Origin of the sequence: Arthrobacter sp. Soil762 (assembly GCF_001428335.1) — a bacterium.
GTDB lineage: Bacteria > Actinomycetota > Actinomycetes > Actinomycetales > Micrococcaceae > Arthrobacter.
Genome location: NZ_LMSG01000019.1, coordinates 179134 through 202122, shown reverse-complemented (window position 1 = coordinate 202122; position 22989 = coordinate 179134). Strand labels below are relative to the sequence as shown.

Genomic DNA, 22989 nt, shown 5'->3' with positions numbered 1-22989 from the left:
GCTTCACCTTAGGCGTTGGGGTAGCTGCGCCGGAGCAGGCCGGCGGCCAGCATGCCCCAACCCCAGTGGAATACTCACTCTGGGTGCCGCTGCCAAGAGGACCGCGGTTGCCGCGACGAAGACGACGGCGGCCGGGACGTGCGCCAACGCGGCGCCGACCAGCAGGCCTGGCGGGCCGTTTTCCGCGCCGGCCAGGGCAAGACCGATGGTGGCTACGGTCCCGGCGACGACGGCCACGGCTACTGTCGAGGAGGCGGCGAGGACCAGGTTCGCGCCAAGCCACCGGGCCTTGGTTCTGGGTGGGCATCGCCGGTTCCTGATTTCGACGTCCATCCGGTGATGGCTGGCCTCGCGGAGTGGCCAATATAGTAAGTTGCCTTATGATTTGATATATACATTGCCGCAGCGCCGGAAGGAACGGGTATGGTGGCGGAATCGCCGAGCTCCAACAGAATTGACGTGGTTGGCGGACGTTACCGGCTGGGCGAGGTGATCGGCCGCGGCGGCATGTCGTCCGTCTACCGTGCAAGGGATAAGAATCTGGGTCGCGACGTGGCCTTGAAGCTCTTCGCACCCCAGGCCCCCGATGCAGACGAGTTGAAACGCCAGGAAGCTGAAATAACGCTGCTGGCGACGCTGAACCATCCCAGCCTCGTGACTTTGTTCGATGTCGGCGTCGACGTACGTATCCCGGATGAGCCCCGGCCGTTCCTGACGATGGAACTGGTCGAAGGACAGGACCTGCGCAGCCGGATCAGGCACAGTAAAGTCCCCCTGGACGAGCTCGCCGTCATAGGAGCCGGCATCGCTGACGCACTGGCCTATGTCCACGGCCTTGGCATCCTCCACCGCGATATCAAGCCGGGCAACATCCTCTTGGTGCAGACCCGACCCGGGGAGCCACTGCGGGCCAAGGTCGCAGACTTCGGCATAGCACGAATCGACGACGCAACACGCCTGACCGTTACGGGGGCCATGGTGGGCACCGCGGCGTACCTCAGCCCCGAACAGGCCATGGGTTCCCCGCTCACCCCTGCCACAGACATCTATTCGCTGGGGCTGGTCCTGCTCGAATGCATCAAGCAGACAATGGAGTACCCCGGCAGCGCTGTGGAATCTGCGGTGGCCAGGCTGCACCGCGCCCCCAAAATTCCTGCGGATCTCCCTGCCGAGTGGGCAGACCTGATCCGCTCGATGACGGCAATCGAGCCGCTGGAACGCCCGACGGCTGCGGACATCGAGACGGCGCTGCGGCAGGCCCTTGTCTCGCCGACATCCACTCCCGGCGAACTTGCACCGGAAACCACGCGTGTGCTGCCGGCCATGCCGTTCAGGACGCCGTCCGTCACAGCAGAGTCGCCCTCCCTTAATCTGCCGGCCAGGCCGACCAACGAAGACCCCAACGGTGAGGATTCCGCCAACGCCGCCCAGTCACGGCCGGTACCTGGCACCGATCAGCCCAGCAGCCCCCTGGGAGTGCGCCGACGGAGGTCGGCCCGTTCGGGACAGAAGATGCGGCGGCTCCCGGTGGTGGCCATCCTGATCCTTGTTGCGCTGGCAGGCGGTGCCGCGGCACTCACAGCGGGCCAGGCGCCAGAGTCCACATCCGGCGTCGTGCCTTACCCCGCGGTGAGCGGCACGCTGGGTGACCACCTCCTGGAACTTCAGAAGAGTGTGGAACCATGACCCGCTTCCATTCCACAGGCCAGCGCGCCGGAGCACGGGGAGCCGGCCTTGCCGCCACCTTGGTGCTGGCGGCATCGCTCGCCGGCTGCGGCCCGGCCGCTACCGGCCTGCAGCGCGATACGGCCTCCCATCTTCAGGAACTCGTGCTCGGCGTAAGCCAGGCAGCGGCCGCCAACGATCACACGGCCGCGCTCAAGACCTTGGACAGCCTGGAAGCGGACGTGGCGACTGCAGCCGGCAGCGGCCAGGTTTCCGAGGAACGGCGCCGGAGCATCATGACCAGCATCACCGCCGTCAGGGCCGACCTCAATGCCGCCGTAGTCGCCGCCGCAGCGGCAGCGAAGGAAGCTGAAGCAGTGGCCGCCGCGGCAGAAGCGGAGAAGACCAAGGCCGACGCGGAAGCCGCCGCGCAGGCCGCCCAGGAAAACACTGCGACCGTCGTGCCGGAACCTGTACCGGCACCAGCCCCTGCACCGGAACAGGCAAAAGGCGCCGAGGGAAAAGGCAAAAACAAGAACGGCTGAGGATTTGCCGTCCACCCAGGCGGACCCTTCGACTACGCTCGTGTGATGCCTGTTCTCATCGCTCCGGACGTCAGCTATCACGCCTCCTGGCTGGAAGGATCCGCGGAATTTGGCGGCGCCAACCGGGACGGTGGAGGCCCGGAGGACTGGTCCTTGGAAGAACTCAAAGATGCCCGGCCGTTCCGCCGATTTGTCGCTGCCCTCGTCAACGATGCCCTGCAGGAGAGCCCGCGCAAGCCGGGGTACGTGCCCTGCACGTACTTATGGATTGTGGAGGGTGACACGTTCCTTGGCTCGCTGGCCATCAGGCACGAGCTGAACGAATTCCTCCTCAACGAGGGCGGGCACATCGGCTACAGCGTGAGGCCTACTGCCAGGCGTCGCGGCCACGCCGCTGCCGCTTTGGAAGCCGCCCTGCCGATGGCCCGGGAACTGGGAATCCTCCGGGTTCTCCTCACCTGCGATGAGACCAACACCGGCTCCCGGGCGACTATCGAAAAGAACGGCGGCGTCTGGGAGGACACCCGCAACGGCAAACGACGCTACTGGATCGATACCGTCTGACCGGTTGAAGGCGGCCTGAAATCCGGCACCAGAGGGTGGACATTGCGGTGCCCGTATGCGGGCTGCCGCTAGACGCGCGTTGGGAAGGACTCCACTTTGGCTGGATCCCGCTCGACGACGTCGCCCAGCACGCCGTCAATCCGGTCCAGAGTCTCCTGGCCCAGCGCGAGGTCGGCGGCCTTGACAGTGTCGTCGAGCTGCTCAGGGCGGCTGGCGCCGACAATCGCCGCGGAAACGTTGGGGTTCGCCAACACCCAAGCCACGGCCAGGGTAGCCAGCGGCACACCGAGGTCCGCGGCAATCGGCTTGAGCTTCTCCACCCGCTCCAGCACCTCGGGTTGCATGAACTTGTGCTCAGTCTTCAGCCCGCCGTCGTCGGCGGTGAAGCGGCTGCCGGCCGGTACGGTGGAGGCACCGTACTTACCGCTCAGCACGCCTTGGGCCAGCGGCGACCAGCACACCTGGGTGATCCCGAGCTCTTCGCAGACCGGCACCACTTCAGGTTCGATCACGCGCCAGAGCATGTTGTACTGCGGCTGGCTGGAGACGAACTGGATGCCCAGTTCGGCCGCCAACGCGGCGCCCGCGCGGATCTCCGCCACGGTCCATTCCGAGACGCCGATGTAATGGGCCTTGCCGGCACGGACGATATCCGCAAAGGCACCCATCGTCTCCTCGAGCGGGGTCTCGTAGTCATAGCGGTGCGCCTGGTAGACGTCCACGTAGTCCATCTGCAAGCGGCCCAACGAACCGTTGATGGATTCCATTACGTGCTTGCGGGACAGGCCCCGGTCGTTCTTCCCTGTGCCGGTCGGGAAGAACGCCTTAGTCATGACCTCGATGCCCTCGCGGCGCACACCCTTGAGTGCTTCGCCGAGCATGGTTTCGGCCTTGGTGCCTGCATAGGCGTCGGCGGTGTCGAAAGTGGTGATGCCAAGGTCCAGGGCCTTTCGCACGCATGCCGTGGCAACATCCTGGTCCACGGTTTCGCCGTGGGTGGCCCAGTTGCCCAGTGCGATCGAACTGACGTACATGCCGCTGGTGCCGAGTTTGCGGTATTGCATGAAGCTTCCTTTCAGAGTTTGCCGGGGTGTCCGGCGGAATGCTGAGAATCCGGGGCGGTAGGTGTTGTGCGCAGGGCACGGGGCGGCGCGGTGGTCTCCCGGACCACAAGGCGTGCCGGACGGGCAAGGTTGGTAGCTTGCCCTCCATGCATGATCTCCAGGAGGATCCGGGCGACGTCCTGTCCTTGTTCGGCCACCTCGTGGTCCATCGTTGTCAGGCCCACGACATCGCAGAGCTCGTGGTTGTCGAATCCGACCACAGAGAAATCCCGGGGAACTTCCAGGCCTGTCTGGCGGAGGACCTTGAGGACCCCGAAGGCCATTTCGTCGGAGGCTACAAAAGCCGCGGTCGGGGCGCGTCCAGCGACAAGCAGGCGGGACATGGCCGCTGCGCCCCCAGCGACACTGTTCTCATCGAATTGTTCAAGGGCGTCGTCCAGGGTCAGTCCGGCCTCGGCCAGAGCCTCCCGGTAACCCACCAGCCGCTCCAAGGGCGGCACACCGCCCAAATTGCTGCCCTCCTCATCACGGATGCCGATGAAGGCTACCTGCTCATGGCCAAGGTTCAACAGGTGCCTCACAGCAGCCCGCCCGGCCCCGACGTTGTTCACAGACACCGATCCGGCACCCTGCGCTTGAGCCCCAAGCAACGCCACCGCCTGCCCCTGGGAGGCGAGCGAATCCAGCTCCTCCCTGCTCGGCTGCAGGGCCATGATGATGACCCCGTCCGTACGGCCATGCAAATGCACGGTGCCGAAGAACCTCTGACGCTGTCCGGCAGTGGCGAGCTCGTAGAGGAGCACATCGAATCCGGCCTCCCGGAGCGTGTGTGTGGCCTCGCCAATGACCTTTCCGAAAAACCACTTGGCCAGCACTGGTACCACGATGCCCACGGTCATCGTCCGGCCTGTCGCAAGACGCGACGCAGCAGGGGATGCCGAATACCCTAGCTCATCGGCCGCCTTCTGCACGCGCTTGCGAGTTGCCGTCGAGACACCTGGAACGGAACGCAGCGCACGGGAGACTGTTGATACGGAGACCCCAGCACGTTCCGCCACTAATTCAACGCTTGCTACCATGCAACCCATGCTAGACAGGCATTGCGCATTAACGCAAGCGCTTGCAATGCGTTCAGCGCGTCACTGACTCCAATGCCCGTACTCCCTGGCGGAACAGGCCGAGGACGCCGCCGCGATCTTGGACGCCCTCAACGTGCCGAGCGCCGCCGTCGTCGGCTCCTCCAGCGGTGGCTACGTAGCCCAGCAGCTCGCCATTGCCCACCCACGAAAGGTCGCAGCGCTGGTGCTGTTGCAGTGCCCGGAACAAGTGGCGGAAGATACGACGGCGTTCCTCAGCTTGCCCGGTTGAGGTCAGGCACCAAACCAGCGGCCGCCGTCGTGATTCCCGACGACGGCCGCTGGCCAGGTGAGGAGCTTAGTTGAGGTATCCGTTCGGGTTGAGGACGTACTTGGTGGCTGCGCCGGCGTCGAACTCGGCATAGCCCTTGGGCGCATCCTCCAGGCTGATCGCCTTCGCGTTGACGTTCCTGGCGATGCTCACCTTGTCGTGCAGGATGGCCATCATCAGTTGCCGGTTGTACTTCATCACCGGGCATTGTCCGGTGGTGAAGCTGAGCGACTTGGCCCAGCCAGTGCCCAGGCTCAGGCTCAGCGCACCCTTCTTGGCAGCTTCGTCCACGCCGCCCGGATCGCCTGTGACGTACAGCCCGGGAATGCCCAGCGCACCGCCGGCCGCGGTGATTTCCATCAGCGAATTCAGCACCGTAGCGGGCGCCTCCTTGGCGTCATGGCCGTGGCCGCGCGCTTCGAAGCCCACCGCGTCCACGCCGCAGTCCACTTCCGGGACGCCCAGGATCTGCTCGATCTGCTCCGCCGGGCCGCCCTTGCTCAGGTCGATCGTTTCGCACCCGAAACTGCGCGCCTGCTTCAGCCTGTCCTCGTTCAGATCGCCCACAATCACGACGGCGGCACCCAGCAGGTGCGCACTGGTGGCCGCTGCGAGGCCAACAGGGCCGGCGCCGGCCACATACACGGTGGAGCCGACGCCCACCCCGGCCGACACGGCGCCGTGGAAGCCCGTGGGGAAAATGTCCGACAGCATGGTCAGGTCCATGATCTTTTCCAGGGCCTGGTCCTTGTCCGGGAACTTCAGCAGGTTCCAGTCTGCGTACGGAACCAGCACGTAGTTGGCCTGGCCGCCCACCCAGCCGCCCATGTCCACGTAGCCGTAGGCGCTGCCGGGGCGGTCCGGATTGACGTTCAGGCAGATCCCGGTCTTGCGTTCCTTGCAGTTCCTGCAGCGGCCGCAGGCGATGTTGAAGGGCACCGAACAGATGTCCCCGACTTTGATGAACTCGACGCCGGGACCCACCTCCACCACTTCGCCGGTGATCTCATGCCCCAGCACCAGGTTCGAGGGGGCGGTGGTGCGTCCGCGGACCATGTGCTGGTCCGAACCGCAGATGTTGGTGGCAACGGTTTTCAGGATGACCCCGTGGGGTACTGTGCGCCCCACGTTCGCCGGATTCACGCCGGGTCCGTCCTTGAGTTCGAAGCTTGGGTAGTCGATGTCGATCAGTTCGACCTTGCCCGGTTCCTTATAAGCAACGGCTTTGTTTCCAGTCATCAGTGCTCTCCTCTCTCGGCACGGCACGCCTTCGTGGGGCAGCCGTGAGTTGTGAAGTGTTGCGATGGAACCCCCCAGGTGCAGGGCCTGCCCGTGGCTTGAGCAGTTCGATGTTTTCCTGGCGTTGGAGGTCTGGCCAGTCTAGGCATGCCGGTCCGAAGGGTCCATAGCCCGAACCCCCTATTTGCTCCCCTGCCGTGGCCGTCTGGCCTGGCGGAATTCGGGCCGCCAGCCGGACCGGTGCGGGCATGCAGTGGTTCCGAAATTGACCTCGACTAAGCCCCCGCAGACCGGTAAAGTTCCCGCATCTGTCCCGTACACTTCTTGGAGGCCACAGTGTTTAGAAGAATCAGCAGGATGACAGGTGCCGTGGCGGGGCTGGTGCTCTCGCTCGGCCTGATCGCGCAGTCGGTGCCGGCAGTCGCCGCGACGAACTACGACATCGATTCCGCCTCCAGCCTGCAGGTGGTGGTCAACAAGCACCGGGCACTGAACCCGGTCTCATATGTGCCGGCGACACTGGTCAGGGTCCAAGGCGAACGGCTGCGGGCTGAGGCCGCGGACGCCTACAAGCAGCTCGCCAAAGCCGCCAAGGCGGACGGCGTGAACATCATGCCGATCAGCGGCTACCGTTCGTTCAGCCAGCAGGCCAGCCTCTATGACAGCTATGTGCGCCAGTACGGACAGACGACGGCCGATACCCTTGCCGCCAGGCCCGGACACAGCGAACACCAGACCGGCCTGGCAATGGACATCGGCAACGCCAGCGGAACCTGCGCCCTGCAAGCCTGCTTCGCAAGTACGCCGGCGGGCCAGTGGGCGGCCGAGCACGGCCCGGAGCACGGATTCATCATCCGCTATCCGGCCGGGGCCGAGGACATCACCGGATACACCTACGAGCCATGGCACCTGCGCTATGTGGGAAAGGCGCTCGCCCTGGACATGCAAACGAGGCAAATGGCCACACTGGAGCAATACTTCGAGCTCGAAGCGGCTCCGGATTACCTTCCCTGAGGTCCAGCCTTCACAGCACCTTTGAGAGGAACGCCTTGGTCCGGTCCTGCTGGGGATTGCCCAGCACCTCACGGGGCGGGCCCGCCTCGACCACCACGCCGCCGTCCATAAAGGCGATGGAGTCCGCCACTTCGCGGGCAAAGCCCATCTCGTGGGTCACCACGATCATGGTCATGCCACTCGTGGCCAGTTCCTTCATAACGTCCAGGACCTCACCCACGAGCTCCGGGTCCAGGGCACTGGTCGGTTCGTCGAAGAGCATCAGCTTCGGATCCATGGCCAGGGCCCGGGCGATGGCCACGCGCTGCTGCTGCCCGCCGGACAGATGCGCCGGATAGTGATCCGCCTTGTCCCCCAGCCCTACGCGCTCCATCAGCTGCCTGGCGCGCAGGGTGGCTTTGGCCTTCGGAACGCGCTTGACCCGCATCGGCGCCTGGATGATGTTTTCCAGCGCGGTCATGTGCGGAAAGAGATTAAACCGCTGGAAAACCATGCCGATGTCGCGGCGCTGGAGCGCTGCTTCTTTCGGCTTGAGCTCATGGAGCTTGTCGCCCTTTTGGCGGTAACCCACCAGCTGCCCCTCCACGAAGAGGCGGCCGGCGTCGATCTTTTCCAGGTGGTTGATGCAGCGGAGGAACGTGGACTTGCCGGAGCCGCTGGGCCCCACGATGCACAGCACTTCGCCGGCCTGGACTTCCAGGCTGATGCTGCGCAGCACGTTGTTGGCACCGAAGCTCTTCGAGATCCGGTCCGCGGTCACCATCGGAGTAGCGCTCATCCTTTGCCTCCCAAATCATTGCCCGTTGGCGCAGCAGTCACTGCCGCCGCCCCAGGATCACTTTCCGACGCCGGTCCCGCCTGCCGCCGTCCCGTTCCGCGTGAGAAACGCTTCTCGATGAAGTGCTGCCCCACCATCAGGACAGACGTGAACAGGAGGTACCAGATCGATGCCACGATGAGCAGCGGAACGGGGGTGAAGGTCACCGCGGAGATGCCGCGGGACACCCCGTAGAGGTCGATGCTCAGGGGAATGGCCGCTACGAGTGAGGTGGTCTTGAGCATGGAGATCACCTCATTGCCCGTGGGCGGAATGATGATCTTCATGGCCTGCGGAATCACCACGTAACGCATGGTCTGGCCCCATGACATGGCGAGCGCCGTCGACGCCTCCTCCTGGCCCTCATCCACGGACAGCAGTCCCGCGCGGACAATCTCGGACATGTAGGCGGCCTCATTCAGCGCCAGTCCGATCACCGCGGTGATGAAGAGGTTGGTGAACACGTCGTTGGGGATGGTGATCCACGGCGTCATGAACGGTATCCCGATGGTGAACACGGGGTAGATGAGCGCCACGATGCCCCAGAACACCAGTTGGACGTAGACCGGGGTCCCGCGGAAGATCCACAGATACAGCCAGGCGATGCTCTTGACCACCGGATTCGGCGAGAGCCGCATGATGGCCAGGAGCAGCCCCAGGACGATGGCGCCGAACATGGCGTAAATGGTGAGCGTCAGGGTCACCCAGGCCGCCTGGCTGATCCGGCGGTCGAAGAGGTACTTGCCCACCTCCGCCCAGCCGTAATCGGGCCGCTGCGAAGCATCCACGATGAACAGCGCCAGAAGGAACACCAGGACGACGGCGATTGAGATCCGCCAGGGGTGGCGCAGGGGAACGGCCACAATGGCGTCCCCCTGCGCTTGAGTTCCGCCGGTTGCGGGGCTGGGCCGCGCCACGGCGGCATGTTTGGGAAGAGTCACGGCTGGTTACTTGGCCGACGACGCCACGTTGAGCGCCGCCATCTTCACGCCGCCGCTTTCCACGCCCCATTTGGACAGGATCCTGTTGTAGGTGCCGTCGTCGATCAGGGCCTGCAGCGCCTTCTGAAGCACCGGGGTGAACGCGCTCCCCTTGTCCACCGGAATCCCGTAGGGCGCCACTTCAAAGGCATCCCCCGCGGTCTGCAGCTTCTCCTTCGTCTGCGAGATCGCGTAGAGGGTCACCGGCGAGTCCGCACTCATGGCGTCCACCTGGCCCACCACCAGGGCGTTCGTGGCCTGGTCCTGCGCGTCGTACTTGAAGATCTCAATGGCGGGTTTGCCCGCATCCGTGCACGCCTTGGACTTGGCCGGCACCTCGTGGGTGTCCTCATAGGTGGTGGCCTGGACGGCAACCTTCAGACCGCAGGCGTTGTCCGGGTCCACGGTTTTGCCCTTCGGTGCCGCCCACTGGATGCCAGCGGAGTAGTAGTTCACAAAATCGACCTGCTTTTCGCGTTCCAGCGTGTCGGTGAAGGACGACATCCCCATATCGTCCTTGCCCGCCTTGACGGACGGGAGGATGTTGTCGAACGTGCCGATATCAAAGTTGACCTTCAGCCCGAGCGAGGCACCCAACGCATTAGTGAGGTCCACCGACCAGCCGGCCGGGGCGCCGTTGCCGTCCTTGAATTCGTTGGGCGGGTAATTGTTGGCCATTCCCACATTCAGGACGCCCGCGGATTTCATTTTCTCGGGCAGCAAGGCCGCAAGTTCCTCATTCTTTTGAACAGCGGTGTCCGCGGAGGAAGACGCTTTATCCGCAGCTGCCGGGGCGCTGTTGTCCACGCAACCCGAAAGCATAAGTGCTGTTGCAGCGGTCAGGGCCGGGATTAAATAGCGGTTGCGCATTGGATCCTTAGGAGGTTGAAGATGAAGGTCCGGCACCGCGAAAATTGTGCGACTCCCCTGGATGCAAAATCAGTGGGGAATTCAGTGGGGCGGCATGGCACCCGTTAATCGGACCGCATTCCGTAAGTCACTGATAACTTCCGAGCCTCTGGCCTTCAACTCGGAGATAGTGGATGCGCCTACCAGCGTCATGCTAGGCGCAATTCGTTGGAGAAAAGGTCAAAGACACGGCAGGCCCACGGAATGCCCCACCGTCACCTACCGCCCGGCGGCCCCGCCGAGCACCACGTTCACTGGTTCCTGCCCGGCCTGCAGCAACCCGATCTGCTTCCGGATCAGCCGTGCCACCCGCGGCAGCATGGCCGAGCTCGCCCCGCCCACGTGCGGGGTGATCAGAACACCCGCTACGGTCCACAACGGATGATCGCGCGGCAGCGGTTCCGGGTCCGTCACGTCCAGGGCCGCCCGGAGCCTGCCGGCGGACGTCTCGCGCAGCAGGGCCTCCGTATCCGCCACCGGCCCGCGCGCCACGTTCACCAGCAGCGCGCCGTCCGGCATCGCCGCCAGGAACCGGGCGTCAACCAGGTGCCGGGTCTGCTCGCTCAGGGGAACACTGACCACCACAATGTCGTGCAGCGGCAGTTGCTCATACAGGGAATCAATCCCGTGGATCCTGCCGCGCTCATCGTCGCGGCCGCGGCTGGCCAGCCGCGTCACCTCGGTCTCGAACGGCAGCAGCCGGGCCTCAACCGCCTTCCCCACTCCCCCATAGCCCACCAGGAGCACGCGCCTGTCGGCCAGGCTGGGGCGCTCGCGGTGGTCCCAGGTCCCGGTCGCCGCATGCCGCACAAAGTCCGGGATCCCCCGCTGGCTGGCGATGATCATGCCCAACGCCAGTTCCGCCGTCGACGTCTCATGCACTCCGGCCGCATTGGCGAACAGGCACCCCGCGGGCAGCACCGCCTCGACGCCGTCGTAACCGATCAGCTGGCTCTGCACCAGGCCGACGTCTACGGAGTCCAGCGCAGCCAGCACCCCTACCCCGCCCATGTACGGCGGCACCACAATATCGAACTGCTCGGCCGGCGGCGGGCCGCTCAGGTCCCACAGGAAGAGTTCGACGCCGACGGACGGCTCAAGTGCGTCCACCAGGTTCTGGCTGGGCAGACTCACCCGTAGTTTCGGTGATGCGGGCAAACCGGACATGGGTGCTCCTTCTCTCGACTTCCCTGCCAGTTAACCAGCCCCGGCGGTGGAGGAGCGCATCACGCCATAACCGGAAACACGAACGAAGTTCACCAAATTCACCCGGCAAACCAAATTCACCAAATTCACCCATATTCACATGTATGGTTGACGGTATGGTCATCATGGAGAACCCGTTCCGTCCAACGGCTGGGGCCACCCCGCCGGAAGTCATCGGCCGAGCCGGGCTACTGGATGAATTCGAATATGGTCTGCGGCTCGGTTCCGGGGCGCCCGGCCTGCTGTCCATCTTCACCGGTGCCAGGGGCATCGGCAAGACCGTCATGCTTGGGGCCGCGCACGACGTGGCCCGGGAACACGGATGGGCCGTGGTCTCAGAAACAGCCACTGGAACCTTCATGGGCCGGATCGGCGAAAAAATGCGCCGACTGACCCAAGAGCTCGGCGACGGACCCGAATCCCGACGACGCATCACGGCCGTTACAGTCGCCGGGTTCGGCCTCACGACGCAACTCTCACCAGAACGCCAAGTGGACTGGCGGGAGCTTGGCGAAAACCTCCTGAAACTTCTGGACGAACGCGGCACCGGGCTCCTCATCACCGTGGATGAGATCCATGCCGCCGACCGGACTGAACTCTCCCAGTTGGCGGCAAACGTCCAGCACTTCATCCAGGACCGCCTCCCCATCGCACTGATCTTCGCCGGCCTGCCCTCTGCCGTGTCAGACCTTCTGAACGAGGGCGTGGCAACGTTTCTTCGCAGGGCGGACAAGATTGACCTCCATGCCGCCGCGATACGCGATGTCGAGACATCGTTCACAGAAACGTTCGACAACGCCGGGATCAGAATAGCCCCGGACCTCATACACGGCGCAGCCGTAGCCACCGGAGGCTACCCGTTCCTCATCCAACTCGTCGGCTACTTCCTGTGGAAGGAAGCCGAGAATCAGGACCGTTCCCTCTCCCCCGCCGCGGTCGACAGGGCAGTAGCAGCAGCCATACGTCGAAACGAACGCGTGGTGATCGAAGCAGCCCTCGCTACGGCTTCAGCGAAAGACCTGGAATTCCTGTATGCCATGGCCGTTGACGACATCACCTCAACGGCCGCTGACCTAGTCCAGCGGACCGGATCGCGCCCGACGCTCGTCGCCAAGTACCGCACCAGGTTATTGGCCGCAGGTCTTATCGAGTCAATCGCCCACGGCAAAGTCGCCTTCGCCATTCCAGGCCTCGGCCAGTATCTGCGGAAGAACCCACCGTCCTGACGCGCGGCCTTTACGGTCAGAATAATGCCGCAAAACGCCTCCTCGCACTCGGGTTTAACGTCACCCTCACGCCCGTGGAGGCAGCCTGACGCACCTTACTTTAGTACCAGCAGAACTCCGGCGCCGCCGTCGTATATTCCTCAGCGGGCGCCGCTACCGGTCGGTCTTGACCACCGTGAACAGCACCGCCGAGTCCTCTTCCGCTTCCAGGCTGTGCAGCCCGTCCGGCACGATCAGGAGATCCCCTGCCTTGCCTTGCCATGACTCCCCGCCAGCCCTCAGCCAGACCGATCCCTTCAGAACGTAGACCGTTGCCTCGCCGGGGTTCTGGTGCTCGCTGAGCTGCGTGCCGGCACGGAAGGCCATGACGGTCTGGCGCAGTTTCTTCTCGTGCCCGCCGAACGCTGTGTCGGCTGCCCGCCCGCTCGGTGCCGCAACAGCGGCAGCGATCTGCTGACGGGCCAAAGCCTCAATGGATATCTTTTGCATGAGGCAACCGTACCTACGATTGACTGCGTTGCCGAGGGCTGTTCGCTTACCATCTTCGCGGTGCTAGCCGTGCGTCACCGCAGCACCCAAAAGCCCGAACAGCGTTCCGGCCGCCAAGGCTATCAGGGCCCGCTTCCCTGTGGGATAGAGCCGGGGCACGGCGAAGGCAGCCCCGGCGAGGATGAATCCGTTCACAACGGTCATGGTGACCGCCAGCCGTTCGGCCCCGTTGTACACGCCGAAACCTCCGCCGCTGCAACCGCTGATCCCGCACCAGGCAAAACCCGCCACGAACCACTGCGGAAGGCTCAGCAAAACTGCCAGAGGTACCGTCCACCGAAGATGCCGGACATACCGAGTGACACCCGGTGATGGCGGACCCGAGGAATCAAGGAGGAAACCCACGGCGAAATAAGCTGCCGAAACGGGAAGCGTCAGGACCACCCCGGCCAGCCACAGCCGCTCCCGGAACACGGCTTCCAGACCCGTTTCGAAGGAACCGGTGAGGAGCAAAGCTCCAACAGCGGCAACCGTCACCGCCAGATAAACGACGACGGCGATCCTCGCCCAGCGCGGTAGTGACCCCTTATCCGGCAAGGATCCTGTCCGCATAGTCATGACCGGGCCCGCACAGAACGGACCATGCGGATTTCGGGCAGCTCTTCCCACTCGGGTGGCAGCTGGCCGCGCGTGCCGTCAGGGCGAAAGCCGTGTTTGACGTAGAAGGCCTGCGCCCGGGGATTGTTCTCCAGCACCCAGAGATACGCCGGGCTTTCACCGATGGCCGCGCTCAGCAACGCGGCCCCCAGCCCGCTGCCGTGCGTCCGCCGGAGTGTGTACAGCGAATACAGTTCCAGCGACTCGGGTCCGTCCTCATCCCGTGCGGGACCCGAGTCGGCGAGACCCACCACTTCATGGTTGGCGTCCACGGCAATGATCCGCGGGTCGCTGCCGGCCAGGAATGGCCGACGGCGTTCCACACGTTCGGGAATGCTGGCCCTCCGCGTGCGGAAAAACTCCGCTGACAGCCGGTCCCCATAGGTCTCCTCGTGAGCCAGGGTGTGCATATGCACCACGGCTTCAGCGTCCTCGGGAGTGGCCTGCCTGATCAGAAAGTCCATGGCCCCAGCCTAGCTACTTCACCCAGCCCGTCTTCTGCAGCCAGCCGGCCAGGATGGGCAGCGCCACCGAGCTGTGCATCGCGGCCAGGTGATCCAGGCCCGGCAGGACACGGACGTCCCACCCGGCCTTTGTCAGGGCCGCTTGATGCCTCGCCAGGGGCTCCCCGATGGACACCCGGACACCGCCCCAGACCGGTTTGTAGTCGATCTGGTCCTCGGCGCCGGCGAACGCGAGTTTGGGCAGGTCCGCCGGGAGCATCGCGGCGGAATCGTCAAAGTCCTGCAGCGCTTCGTACAGGGTGACGAACTGCTGCGTCTGCGCCTCGGTGGTCTGGACCGACACCGAATCCCAGTCGCCCGGCTCAGGTTCGGGGACCGGGCCTGCCGGTGCGCTTGCCGGTTCGCCGGCCTTTTCCACGGACATGGCGTGCGCTGCCCGGGTGACCGCCAGCATGCTCCGGTACGGGCCCTCGAGCGGCGGGAACCCGCCCATGGCGAGCGCCCGCAGACGGTCGGTGCGGAGTGCGAGCTGCAGGCCGCACAGCGCCAGCCAGGAGTAACCGTAGTAGGCAAAACGGTCGACGCCGGCGGCATCGGCAAGTGCCAGCAGATCCTTCGCGATGTTCCCCGGGCTGAGCGTCTGCGGCGCCGGGTGGGCCATGCGGTGCGCTTCGTAGTCCGCGGCTATGACCCGGTTGGTTGGTGCCAGTCCGTTGATGAGGTTTGGTCCCAGGTCCGGGTCCCCGCCCCACTGGCGCAGCGTCTCCGCTTCCGCCGTCGTGTGCATCGCCAGGCTGACCGGCAGGAGGACACCGGGTCCGTCTCCCTGAACCGTGACGGGGATGGTTGAGCCGTCATGGAGAACTGCCGCAACTGTTTCTGCGTCTGTTTTTGTGCCCATGGATTCTTCTTCCTCCGCGGTATTCACAGAGGGTATCCCCGTTCGTTGACACTCCTCTACGGCGGACGTGTACTTAAATTGGCGCCTGCGCCTGCAGGGCCAAATCACGAAGCGGCCCACGCTTCCGTGCGGCCGCCCTCAACACATGGAGGTCGAAATGGGACAGGCACGCGAGGTCATGGACCGCTTAACCACGGCCATGGCAGCAAAGGACAAGGAAACACTAGCGGGGTGCTACGCAGAGGACGCCGTGGCCTTTACTCCTGATGAAGGCGAGCTCACCGGGCGGGAGGGAATCACCAACTACTTCGTCCATTTCTGGGAAGCGCTGCCGGACGTCACGTATGAGTACGCCGATAAGCATGAGGCCGGGAATGTGGCTATTGATGAGGGTTTCGTCACCGGAACGAACACCGGGCCGTTGAGCCTGCCTTCCGGCGAAACACTGCCAGCCACGGGCAAACACGTCAGAGTCAGAAGCTGCGACATCGCCAGGGTGGAGGGTGGCCAGATCACATCGCACCACTTCTACTTTGACCAGATGGAGTTCCTGGGACAGCTCGGTCTGCTTCCGGAATTGTCCAAACACTGACCGACGCCCGCCCTACTTGAGGATCTCGGCACGGCGCAGCCGGACGATGTCCTCCAGCACGTCGTCGGGGAGGGGATGCGCCGCCGTGAACCGGATGGTCCCTTTGGACAGGGAGTACCCTTCAAGCCGGCCGGCGACGGCGTCAATCACCGCAGGGGAAAACGGGAAGACGGAGAGGTGCTTGGCTGCCCGGACGACGCCCACGAGTGGCTTTCCCTCAAGTTTCAGGGCGGGCATCCCGTAGCTCATCCCCTGCTCGGCCTCCGGCACAACGGCCCTTGCAACGTCGATCACATGTTGCAGGCAGCCGCGGTCCGGCTCAGGAAGATCGGCCAAAGAATCGTCAACGGCGCCCATGGCGCCCATTCTATTCCTGGGTGTGGCGCACGAGGGGCCGCACCTGCCTTCGCGGCAAGCGCGGCCCGTTGCTCCGCCATCAGGCCCTGCGGCTGGTTAGGCGCGCTGGGAGATGTTGAGGATGTTCCCCTCGCTGTCCAGGAACCAGGCGCCCTTGCCCCACTCATTGGTGGCAACGCCGTTCTCTGTCTTCAAACCAGGAAAATCATATTCTTCAAAGACGACGCCGCGGCTCCGCAGTTCCTCCATCTCGCGTTCAATGTTTTCCGTTTCCCAGCCCATCTGGGTGTTCTTGGCTGTCCCGGCGTTGTCCGTCTTGTAAACGAGGAAGCCCGTTCCCTTGCCACAGCGGAACATCAGGTTGTCGTTATCCACGGAGTCGGCAGGTTCGAGCCCCAGCTTGTCCCGGTAGAATTCCTTAGCCCTGTCGATGTCCTTTGCGGGGAGGACAGCCATGATCTCTAGATCCTTGAGCATGATGATTTCCTTTGTGCCTTGCTTTCGCGTTGGTGGCGATGCTCTCCCCCGGTGGCGGATCCGGAACCCCGTTGTCCGGTGCCGCGTGGCCGCCCGTTGCGCCAAGTGCCGGAGCGGCCACCTGGGACTCTCCTGCGCCGCGCCAGCCATCATCGGCGCGAGGGTCCCCGAAGCCTATGTGGCCATTATGGAACTGAAAGGGCACCCGCGGATATAGGGGATTTCAACCGCTTCAGTCGGCCCTCCCGGAAGCCTCGCTGTGCCCTCACGGATGCCCCCACGGATGCCGCGAGCAAGTGTGGATCTGGGGCTGCTTTTGGTGCCGCACACTTAGGTAGTGCGTACTTTTGGTGTAGAAGAAGAATTCCTGATCGTTGATCCCTCCAACGGCAGTCCCCTGCCCCTGGCCGCAGACCTGCTGCGCCTCCAGGACCCGGGCGAACCGGCGGACCTTTCCACGCACCCGGTGCTCGCCGTCGAGCTTCACCAGGAACAGCTCGAAGTGATCACCCACCCGCACAGCACCCTGAGCGGACTCTCCGCCGAAATCCTGTCAGGCCGCGCCTACGCGGACTCGCTCGCCCGAAAAGCGGGCGCCCGGATCGCGGCGCTCGCCACGTCCCCGCTGGCAGTGACACCCCATTCCACCAGCAATCCCCGCTATGACGCGCTGCTGGAAAAGTTCGCCCTCACGGCCCGTGAGCAGCTGACCTGCGGATGCCACATCCATGTCTCCGTCGACTCCGACGAGGAAGGCGTCGCAATCCTGGACCGGATCAGGTCCTGGCTGCCGCCGCTGATGGCGTTGAGCTCCAATTCCCCGTTCTGGGGCGGCGCTGACAGCGGCTATGCGAGCTTCCGCACACAGGCCTGGAACCGGTGGTCCTCTGCCGGGCCGACGGAAATCTTCGGCTCGGCGCAGGCCTACCACCAGCGGGTGGCGGACCTGGCCGGCACGGGCGTAGTCAACAACCCTGATTTCGACGCCCGCCTCTCCGCCCGCCACCCCACCGTGGAGATCCGGGTGTCCGACGTTTGCCTCGATCCCCGCGACACCGTCCTGATCGCCGCCCTGGTGCGCGGTCTGGTGGAGACCGCTTCCCGGGATTGGAAATCCGGCCATGCGCCGGACATGGTTTCGGCCATCATCCTGCGTCAGGGTTCCTGGCTGGCCAGCCGGTGGGGAATCCAGGGCGAGCTGCTGAACCCGCTGACCCACAAGCCGGAGTCTGCACGCAGCGTCATCGCCGCGCTCCATAACCATGTTCGCGACGCCCTGGTCGAGGCGGGCGATGAAGCCTACGTCGAGGCATCCCTGCACCGGATCTTCAGCAACGGCACCGGCGCCAAGCTGCAGCGGCAGGCCTACGCCCGCCACGGCAGGCTGGCTGACGTGGTGAGCGACGCCGTCGTAGTTACTCACCAGGAGCCGGCCTTCTACGAGCCGAGCACCTCGGATGACCTATCACTCTTGGTCCCCAACCCGGTGGTTTAGCCACCAAACCTGATCGAGCAACCCCGGCGATCAGTTGGCCAGGACCTGGCGGCCCGTGAATGCCACCAGCCGGTCCATACTTGCCGCGGACTCTTCCACCAGCGTTTCGTCGGCGAAGCTCTTTCCGCGCATCTGCGGGCTGATGGTGTTGTGTGCCAGGCCCAGGACGTAGTCGGTTAGCACCGGCGAAACGTCCAGGTCCTGGCCGGTGGCCGTTGCGAAGTCCCAGGCGTGGACCAGGAATTCCAGGTTCAGGATGTTGGCCACCAGGGAGGCCGGCAGTTCCGCGAAGCCCATGTCGATGGTCCCCTCCAGGCCGCGGGCCTGGAACGCTTCCAGCGTGGGCTGGGCGGCGTCGGCCACGCGGACTTCCGGTGCGGCATCCGGCTGATCGGCGACGGCGACGCCCAGGGCCTTGCCGATTCCCGTAATGGAGCCCACCAGGTGTTCCACGAGTTCACTCACGGTGAAGTCCTCGCAGGGCGTCGGTTTGTCCGCGTCAGCATGTGTCAGCGTCCGCAGGACATGCTGGACGATCGCGAGAGTGGCCTCGGCGCTGACAAGCTCCGTGAGAGGATCCGGAGCCGCCGCCCAATCGTCCGCGCCGGCGTCGTCCGTTGTGGTCAGCGTGACCAGGCGCTCGAAGTAGTGGTTCCACCCCTCGGTGTGGCCGATGGCCTGTTCCGGACTGAGGCCCTCGTGGACGAGGCGGACGTTTGTCCCGCCGTCGACGCTGTCCAGGGTGATGGTGACTGTGGAGGCATCGGCGGCAGGGGCCTTGGAACCTTCCCAGTCCCAGGTGAAGACGACGCGCTTGCCGGGCTCGATTTCCGTGAACGTGCCCGCGGCGGAGTGCCCCGGCGTGATGGTCCAGCGGTACTCTCCGCCCACGCGGAGGTCCACGCGCGCCGCGACGGTTTGCCAGCGCCGCAGCCGTTCGGGCCGGGTGATCAGGGCGAAGGCAGTGTCCGGGTCGACCGGAATGAAGACGGATTTGTCAATGGTCATCAGGGTTCTCCTTGAGATTTGGATGCTGCAGGGCGGTGGCCTCGGCCACCAGTGAATCCAGTTCGTCGGTCCAGAAAATGTCCAGGGATTCCCTGAGACTCCTCATTCCTCCGGAGTCGAGACTGTAGTACCGGTTGCGTCCGTCCTTCCTGGCACGCACCAGCCCGACGTCGGCCAGCAACAGCAGGTGCTGGGAGATTAAGCAATAGCAAGCCCGCACCCTGGGCCTCGCGTCGGATTCTGCTCAATCAGCCACTTCCACCCTGCCGGGCGGGCTGGATTTCCGGGGCGGCCCGCATGCCGCCATCGAATGATTGAGCAGAATCCGTCGGCCGCAAGCGGGCCGGGAACCGCGGGATAATGGAAGCATGAGCAATCAGGACCCGGATCCCTGGGCGGAATTCGACAGGCTCAAGCCCGCAGTCCCGGACCGAGTGGCCGGCTATCCCGGCGGCGAACCGGTGGGCTTTGGCTTCCGGACGGGTGTGCGCAGCGCCAAAGTGGCCCTCGGCTTCGCCGTGTACGCGCTGGCGCTGGGAACCATGCTGGTCCTCACCGGCGCGGTGGTCTTCATCGCGCAGGGGCAGTGGCTGCTGCTCGGGTTGATGGTGCTGATCGAGGCCGTCTTTGTCTATGGATTCATCCGGCTCGCACGCCAGGCGCGCGACCGCCGGATCTCCGGCTAGTCGCTCCTCCGGCCAGGCGAGCTTTGGCCGGGCAGGCTCTCGGGCAGGCTTCTGGCCGGGCCGTACGGCTAGGACCGCGCAGCGCGGATAGCCCGGGCCCCAGCGGCGCCGGCAGCCAGGATCACCGGGACCAGGCACATCAGGGTGACCACGGTGTTGGGCCGAAACGCCGCGCGGCCGCCGACGGTCCGGTACACACCCAGCGGCAGCACCATCCCGCCGCCACCCCCGCCGGAGGCACCGTCGCCAGCTTCGCCGCCTCCCCCGAACCCGAAGGACACCAGGGCAACCGGGACGATTTCTTCCCCGCCCACCTGGACGGCCGGGCCATAAGCCTTGGCGACGCCGATGTTTTTGAAGGTGTCCACGAAGGACGAAAAGGAATCAGACATGACTTCACCATAGGCGCGCGGCGCGGCCATCACCATGGGTGAGCGGCCGGCGTCGGGCCTTCCCCCAGCGAGCCGCGCATTGCCCCGCGACCCCTGCCTGCAATACTTCGGGGATGTCTGCTCCTTCAGCCGCGTTCGCCGAGAACGCCATCCGCAAGCCCGTGCGCGCCCAGTTCGAGGCCTTCATCGATGACCACCGGAACATGCTCAGCGCCTGCCTGGACGGCCTCACCGAGGAGCAGGCGCGCCGGTCGCTGGTGGCATCCCGCACCACTCTGCTGGGCCTGGTGAAGCACGCAGCCTTTGTGGAGAAGGTCTGGTTCGACGAGGCCATCACGTGCCGGCCGCGCACCGAGATCGGGATTCCGGCAACACCCGACGAGTCGTTCATCCTCACGGACCAGGACACCATCGCCAGCGTCCGGCGGGCGCACCGGGAGGCTTGCGAGGCATCGCGCGAGGCGACGTCGTTGTTAAGTCTCGACGACGTGCTCCGCGGCAACCGGCGCGGCCCGCTCCCGCTGCACTGGGTGTACCTGCACGTGCTGCGGGAGTTCGCCCAGCATTGCGGGCACGCCGATATTCTGCGCGAGCAGATCCTCAACGGCTGACGCCGGGCAAGCGCCGACGTCAGCCGCGGCGGGTCAGGCCTTGTTGGCCGTCGCGGCGGCCGAGAGCGCAGCCAGCCCACGCTCGAAGTCGCCGCCGACCATCTTGTCCATGTTGACGATCATGGCGAAAATCTTCGCGAGCCCCTTGTTCTCGCCGGTCATCCGCCACGTGACCTGGGTTTCGCCGTCGGCCGGTGTGAACGTAAACGTGGTGGGGTTCACAGCCTTGAACGGCTTGGTGAACTCAAGGCGGACCTTGATACTCCGGGGAAAGTCGGACTCGACAATTTCCATGGTTCCGCTGCCTGCTTTGCGGTTGCCGCTCCAGGCATACTTGGCCCCCACACCGGCGTCGTTGCCCGAATACGAGCGGTTCAATTCCGGGTCCACGTTCTCCCAAGGCGACCATTTGGTCCACTCGAGGACGCTGTTGACCAGCGGAAAGACGTCTTCTGCGGGGGCGGGAATAACGGCGCTGCGAGTGACTTCGTAAGATGACATGCCGCAATCATAGGCGGATGGAGCCGAGATTCAGCGGGTCTTGCACGAGGCGTTCACCAAGTGTTCCGGAACCCGAAACTTGGCTCTCCTACAGTCGCAGGATCGACGGCCGGAAGTACGGCCGCATCAGCGAAAGAGGCAACGATGACCACCGGAATCCACCAGCCCACCCTCAGCCGACGGGCAGCGCTGGCTGCCGCCGGGACGCTTGGCGCGCTGGGACTGACAGTGGCCGCAGCAACCGGTAGCTACGCGGCGCCGGGGGCGAAGGCACCCAAGCCCACCCTCGCCTTCCGCCCTGACGGTGGCTTCAAAGTGATCCAGTTCAACGACACCCAGGACGACGAGCAAACGGACCGCCGCACGATCGAGCTCATGGACAAGACCCTGGACGCGGAGAAGCCTGACTTCGTGGTGATCAACGGCGATGTGATCAATGGCGGCTGCGACTCTGAACTGGAGGTCAAGCAGGCACTCAACCACGTGGTCCAGCCCATGGAGCGCCGGCAGATCCCGTGGGCCGTCACGTTCGGCAACCACGACGAGGATTCCGTGGCACGGACGGGCATGACCGAGGCCAAAATGCTGCAGTTCCTGCAGACCTACGAATTCAACATGAACGGCGACTCCACGCCGGGGCTCACCGGGACGTCGAACTCGCTGCTGCTCGTGCAGTCGGCCAAGTCCAAGGAGCCGGCCTTCGGCCTGTGGCTCATCGACACCGGCCGATATGCCCCGGACGCCATCAACGGACAGGACTTCGCAGGCTACCCCGACTGGGACTGGGTACGCATGGACCAGGTCACCTGGTACCGCAATCTGTCGATCGCCACTGAGCAAAAGTACGGCAAGAAGGTCCCCTCACTGATGTGGGGCCACATCGCACTCCACGAGCACCGCAACATGTGGTTCGCCAGCCTCGACTCGCGGACGGACGCGGATCACGCCCGGGCCCTCACGAAGCACAACATCGTCGGCGAACGGAACGAGGACGAGTGCCCGGGCCCCATCAACTCCGGCCTGTTCAACGCCTTCCTGGAGCGTGGGGACGTCCTGGGCTACTTTGTGGGCCACGACCACGTGAACACCTACGTGGGCAACTACTACGGGGTGCAGCTCGGCTACGCCCCCGGAACCGGATTCGGCGCGTATGGGCTCCCCGGCGCTGAGCGGAACCGCCTGCGCGGCGCCCGGGTCTTTGAGCTGGATGAGAACCACCCCGGAATCTACAAGGACACGCGGCTGGTCTTCGCCAAGGACATGGGCATAGACCTGACGGCCAACGACCAACCGATCGTTCCGCAGCCGCTGGATGCGGGGCAGCTGTAGGGAGCGTTAGCGTCGGCCAGGACCAGGTTGCCGCTCCGTGTGGCTCCGGCGGGACTGGCGGGCGAGGGGGTGGGCGGGCTATCCGGCTGTTGGCCGGTTCCTGCCGTCCCATCCCCTGTGCCGCAGGTTGCGCGTGGCCATCAGCGAGGCGCCGATGAACAGCACGCCCAGGACCACGGTGGCGACGCCCACATAGAACCAGCCACCCTGGCCGAAGATCATCAGCGCGACGCCCAACAAGCACAGGCCTTTAGCGGTGATATCCAAGTACAGCTGCACCTTTGGAGAGCCCATACCTCCACGATAAGCCCGGCGGCGGCATCTCGCCCCGGGCGCTTTTCCTGGTCCGCCCGCTCGGAGCTACTGGTCAGGCGGACAGCGGCCAGGCCCGGTC

General features: G+C 64.9%; 29 protein-coding genes and 1 pseudogene. 11 read left to right on the top strand and 19 right to left on the bottom strand.

From position 1 onward, the window contains the following. Nucleotides 1-3: 3 nt before the first annotated feature. Nucleotides 4-333 (bottom strand): hypothetical protein, encoded by a 330-nt coding sequence (locus ASG77_RS21975; RefSeq protein WP_156380335.1) that lies wholly within the window; start codon nt 331-333, stop codon nt 4-6. 90 nt (nt 334-423) lie between these two features. Between ASG77_RS21975 and ASG77_RS14925 the strand changes: the two genes are divergently transcribed. Genes ASG77_RS14925 through ASG77_RS14915 form a run of 3 tightly spaced genes read left to right on the top strand, consistent with a single transcriptional unit; the run spans nt 424 to nt 2774 of the window. Further along, complete coding sequence (locus tag ASG77_RS14925; protein ID WP_056346854.1) at nt 424-1686, top strand: serine/threonine-protein kinase; 1263 nt, start codon at nt 424-426, stop codon at nt 1684-1686. After that, on the top strand, nt 1683-2210 hold the full coding sequence (locus tag ASG77_RS14920; RefSeq protein WP_056346853.1) for a hypothetical protein: 528 nt from the start codon (nt 1683-1685) through the stop codon (nt 2208-2210). Before ASG77_RS14925 ends, ASG77_RS14920 begins: the two co-directional genes overlap by 4 nt. A gap of 45 nt (nt 2211-2255) precedes the next feature. Further along, on the top strand, nt 2256-2774 hold the full coding sequence (locus tag ASG77_RS14915; protein ID WP_056346851.1) for a GNAT family N-acetyltransferase: 519 nt from the start codon (nt 2256-2258) through the stop codon (nt 2772-2774). Nucleotides 2775-2842: 68 nt separating this feature from the next. Here ASG77_RS14915 and ASG77_RS14910 read toward each other — a convergent pair whose 3' ends face one another. The 3 genes and pseudogenes from ASG77_RS14910 to ASG77_RS23055 form a co-directional block, all read right to left on the bottom strand. After that, nucleotides 2843-3838 carry an aldo/keto reductase family protein gene (locus tag ASG77_RS14910; protein WP_056346849.1) on the bottom strand — a complete coding sequence of 332 codons (996 nt, stop codon included), beginning with the start codon at nt 3836-3838 and terminating at the stop codon, nt 2843-2845. An 11-nt stretch (nt 3839-3849) separates the two neighbouring features. Continuing rightward, complete coding sequence (locus ASG77_RS14905; protein ID WP_056346847.1) at nt 3850-4737, bottom strand: LacI family DNA-binding transcriptional regulator; 888 nt, start codon at nt 4735-4737, stop codon at nt 3850-3852. A gap of 51 nt (nt 4738-4788) precedes the next feature. Next, nucleotides 4789-4917: pseudogene (locus ASG77_RS23055) on the bottom strand (LacI family DNA-binding transcriptional regulator); the annotation flags it as partial. 85 nt (nt 4918-5002) lie between these two features. Here ASG77_RS23055 and ASG77_RS21425 point away from each other — a divergent pair. Beyond that, complete coding sequence (locus tag ASG77_RS21425) at nt 5003-5206, top strand: alpha/beta fold hydrolase (RefSeq protein ID WP_082576067.1); 204 nt, start codon at nt 5003-5005, stop codon at nt 5204-5206. Between the two features lie 66 nt (nt 5207-5272). Here ASG77_RS21425 and fdhA read toward each other — a convergent pair whose 3' ends face one another. Further along, nucleotides 5273-6484, bottom strand: coding sequence for a formaldehyde dehydrogenase, glutathione-independent (fdhA, locus tag ASG77_RS14900; protein ID WP_056346845.1), 1212 nt, complete (start codon nt 6482-6484; stop codon nt 5273-5275). Between the two features lie 357 nt (nt 6485-6841). On the opposite strand from fdhA, the gene ASG77_RS14895 reads away from it, so the two are divergent. Continuing rightward, entirely contained in the window at nt 6842-7498 is a 657-nt protein-coding gene (locus ASG77_RS14895; RefSeq protein ID WP_056346844.1) for a M15 family metallopeptidase, read from the top strand. A gap of 10 nt (nt 7499-7508) precedes the next feature. Here the strand turns inward: ASG77_RS14895 and ASG77_RS14890 are convergent, their stop codons facing one another. From ASG77_RS14890 to ASG77_RS14875, 4 genes are all read right to left on the bottom strand, one after another. Then, entirely contained in the window at nt 7509-8276 is a 768-nt protein-coding gene (locus tag ASG77_RS14890) for an amino acid ABC transporter ATP-binding protein (RefSeq protein WP_056346842.1), read from the bottom strand. Continuing rightward, nucleotides 8273-9256, bottom strand: a complete 984-nt coding sequence (locus ASG77_RS14885; protein WP_442854249.1) for an amino acid ABC transporter permease — start codon at nt 9254-9256, stop codon at nt 8273-8275. The genes ASG77_RS14890 and ASG77_RS14885 overlap by 4 nt, the downstream gene beginning before the upstream one ends. A gap of 6 nt (nt 9257-9262) precedes the next feature. Continuing rightward, a complete protein-coding gene (locus ASG77_RS14880) occupies nt 9263-10165 on the bottom strand; it encodes an ABC transporter substrate-binding protein (protein ID WP_056346839.1) in 903 nt (300 codons plus the stop codon). 258 nt (nt 10166-10423) lie between these two features. Continuing rightward, nucleotides 10424-11371 carry a 2-hydroxyacid dehydrogenase gene (locus tag ASG77_RS14875; protein ID WP_056346837.1) on the bottom strand — a complete coding sequence of 316 codons (948 nt, stop codon included), beginning with the start codon at nt 11369-11371 and terminating at the stop codon, nt 10424-10426. 143 nt (nt 11372-11514) lie between these two features. Here ASG77_RS14875 and ASG77_RS14870 point away from each other — a divergent pair, with 143 nt between their 5' ends. Beyond that, the gene (locus ASG77_RS14870) at nt 11515-12636 is read left to right on the top strand and encodes an ATP-binding protein (RefSeq protein ID WP_235564555.1); all 1122 of its coding nucleotides are present in this window, start codon (nt 11515-11517) and stop codon (nt 12634-12636) included. A 153-nt stretch (nt 12637-12789) separates the two neighbouring features. Here the strand turns inward: ASG77_RS14870 and ASG77_RS14865 are convergent, their stop codons facing one another. From ASG77_RS14865 to ASG77_RS14850, 4 genes are all read right to left on the bottom strand, one after another. Next, nucleotides 12790-13125, bottom strand: coding sequence for a cupin domain-containing protein (locus tag ASG77_RS14865; protein ID WP_056346835.1), 336 nt, complete (start codon nt 13123-13125; stop codon nt 12790-12792). Between the two features lie 63 nt (nt 13126-13188). Next, nucleotides 13189-13743: a hypothetical protein gene (locus ASG77_RS14860; RefSeq protein WP_156380334.1), complete on the bottom strand. Its 555-nt coding sequence runs from the start codon at nt 13741-13743 to the stop codon at nt 13189-13191. Beyond that, complete coding sequence (locus ASG77_RS14855) at nt 13740-14246, bottom strand: GNAT family N-acetyltransferase (protein ID WP_056346832.1); 507 nt, start codon at nt 14244-14246, stop codon at nt 13740-13742. The genes ASG77_RS14860 and ASG77_RS14855 overlap by 4 nt, the downstream gene beginning before the upstream one ends. 13 nt (nt 14247-14259) lie before the next feature. Next, nucleotides 14260-15147 carry an alpha/beta fold hydrolase gene (locus tag ASG77_RS14850; protein WP_056347341.1) on the bottom strand — a complete coding sequence of 296 codons (888 nt, stop codon included), beginning with the start codon at nt 15145-15147 and terminating at the stop codon, nt 14260-14262. A gap of 157 nt (nt 15148-15304) precedes the next feature. Here ASG77_RS14850 and ASG77_RS14845 point away from each other — a divergent pair, with 157 nt between their 5' ends. After that, nucleotides 15305-15739 carry a nuclear transport factor 2 family protein gene (locus tag ASG77_RS14845; protein WP_056346830.1) on the top strand — a complete coding sequence of 145 codons (435 nt, stop codon included), beginning with the start codon at nt 15305-15307 and terminating at the stop codon, nt 15737-15739. Between the two features lie 12 nt (nt 15740-15751). Here ASG77_RS14845 and ASG77_RS14840 read toward each other — a convergent pair whose 3' ends face one another. Continuing rightward, nucleotides 15752-16096, bottom strand: coding sequence for an iron chaperone (locus tag ASG77_RS14840; protein WP_056347340.1), 345 nt, complete (start codon nt 16094-16096; stop codon nt 15752-15754). A gap of 96 nt (nt 16097-16192) precedes the next feature. Then, entirely contained in the window at nt 16193-16573 is a 381-nt protein-coding gene (locus tag ASG77_RS14835) for a VOC family protein (RefSeq protein WP_056346827.1), read from the bottom strand. Between the two features lie 337 nt (nt 16574-16910). Here ASG77_RS14835 and ASG77_RS14830 point away from each other — a divergent pair, with 337 nt between their 5' ends. Next, on the top strand, nt 16911-18068 hold the full coding sequence (locus tag ASG77_RS14830; protein WP_056346826.1) for a glutamate--cysteine ligase: 1158 nt from the start codon (nt 16911-16913) through the stop codon (nt 18066-18068). Between the two features lie 30 nt (nt 18069-18098). On the opposite strand, the gene ASG77_RS14825 is transcribed toward ASG77_RS14830, so the two are convergent. Further along, nucleotides 18099-19076, bottom strand: coding sequence for a TIGR03086 family metal-binding protein (locus ASG77_RS14825; protein WP_056346823.1), 978 nt, complete (start codon nt 19074-19076; stop codon nt 18099-18101). Nucleotides 19077-19444: 368 nt separating this feature from the next. Between ASG77_RS14825 and ASG77_RS14815 the strand changes: the two genes are divergently transcribed. After that, complete coding sequence (locus tag ASG77_RS14815; RefSeq protein ID WP_056346817.1) at nt 19445-19762, top strand: hypothetical protein; 318 nt, start codon at nt 19445-19447, stop codon at nt 19760-19762. Between the two features lie 68 nt (nt 19763-19830). Here the strand turns inward: ASG77_RS14815 and ASG77_RS14810 are convergent, their stop codons facing one another. Next, nucleotides 19831-20154, bottom strand: coding sequence for a hypothetical protein (locus ASG77_RS14810; protein WP_056347337.1), 324 nt, complete (start codon nt 20152-20154; stop codon nt 19831-19833). A gap of 113 nt (nt 20155-20267) precedes the next feature. On the opposite strand from ASG77_RS14810, the gene ASG77_RS14805 reads away from it, so the two are divergent. Beyond that, nucleotides 20268-20765 carry a DinB family protein gene (locus ASG77_RS14805; RefSeq protein ID WP_056346815.1) on the top strand — a complete coding sequence of 166 codons (498 nt, stop codon included), beginning with the start codon at nt 20268-20270 and terminating at the stop codon, nt 20763-20765. Nucleotides 20766-20798: 33 nt separating this feature from the next. Here ASG77_RS14805 and ASG77_RS14800 read toward each other — a convergent pair whose 3' ends face one another. Next, nucleotides 20799-21266, bottom strand: a complete 468-nt coding sequence (locus tag ASG77_RS14800) for an SRPBCC family protein (RefSeq protein WP_056346814.1) — start codon at nt 21264-21266, stop codon at nt 20799-20801. 144 nt (nt 21267-21410) lie between these two features. Between ASG77_RS14800 and ASG77_RS14795 the strand changes: the two genes are divergently transcribed. After that, a complete protein-coding gene (locus ASG77_RS14795; RefSeq protein ID WP_056346812.1) occupies nt 21411-22595 on the top strand; it encodes a metallophosphoesterase family protein in 1185 nt (394 codons plus the stop codon). Nucleotides 22596-22673: 78 nt separating this feature from the next. Here ASG77_RS14795 and ASG77_RS14790 read toward each other — a convergent pair whose 3' ends face one another. Further along, entirely contained in the window at nt 22674-22889 is a 216-nt protein-coding gene (locus ASG77_RS14790; RefSeq protein ID WP_056346810.1) for a hypothetical protein, read from the bottom strand. Nucleotides 22890-22989: the final 100 nt, after the last annotated feature.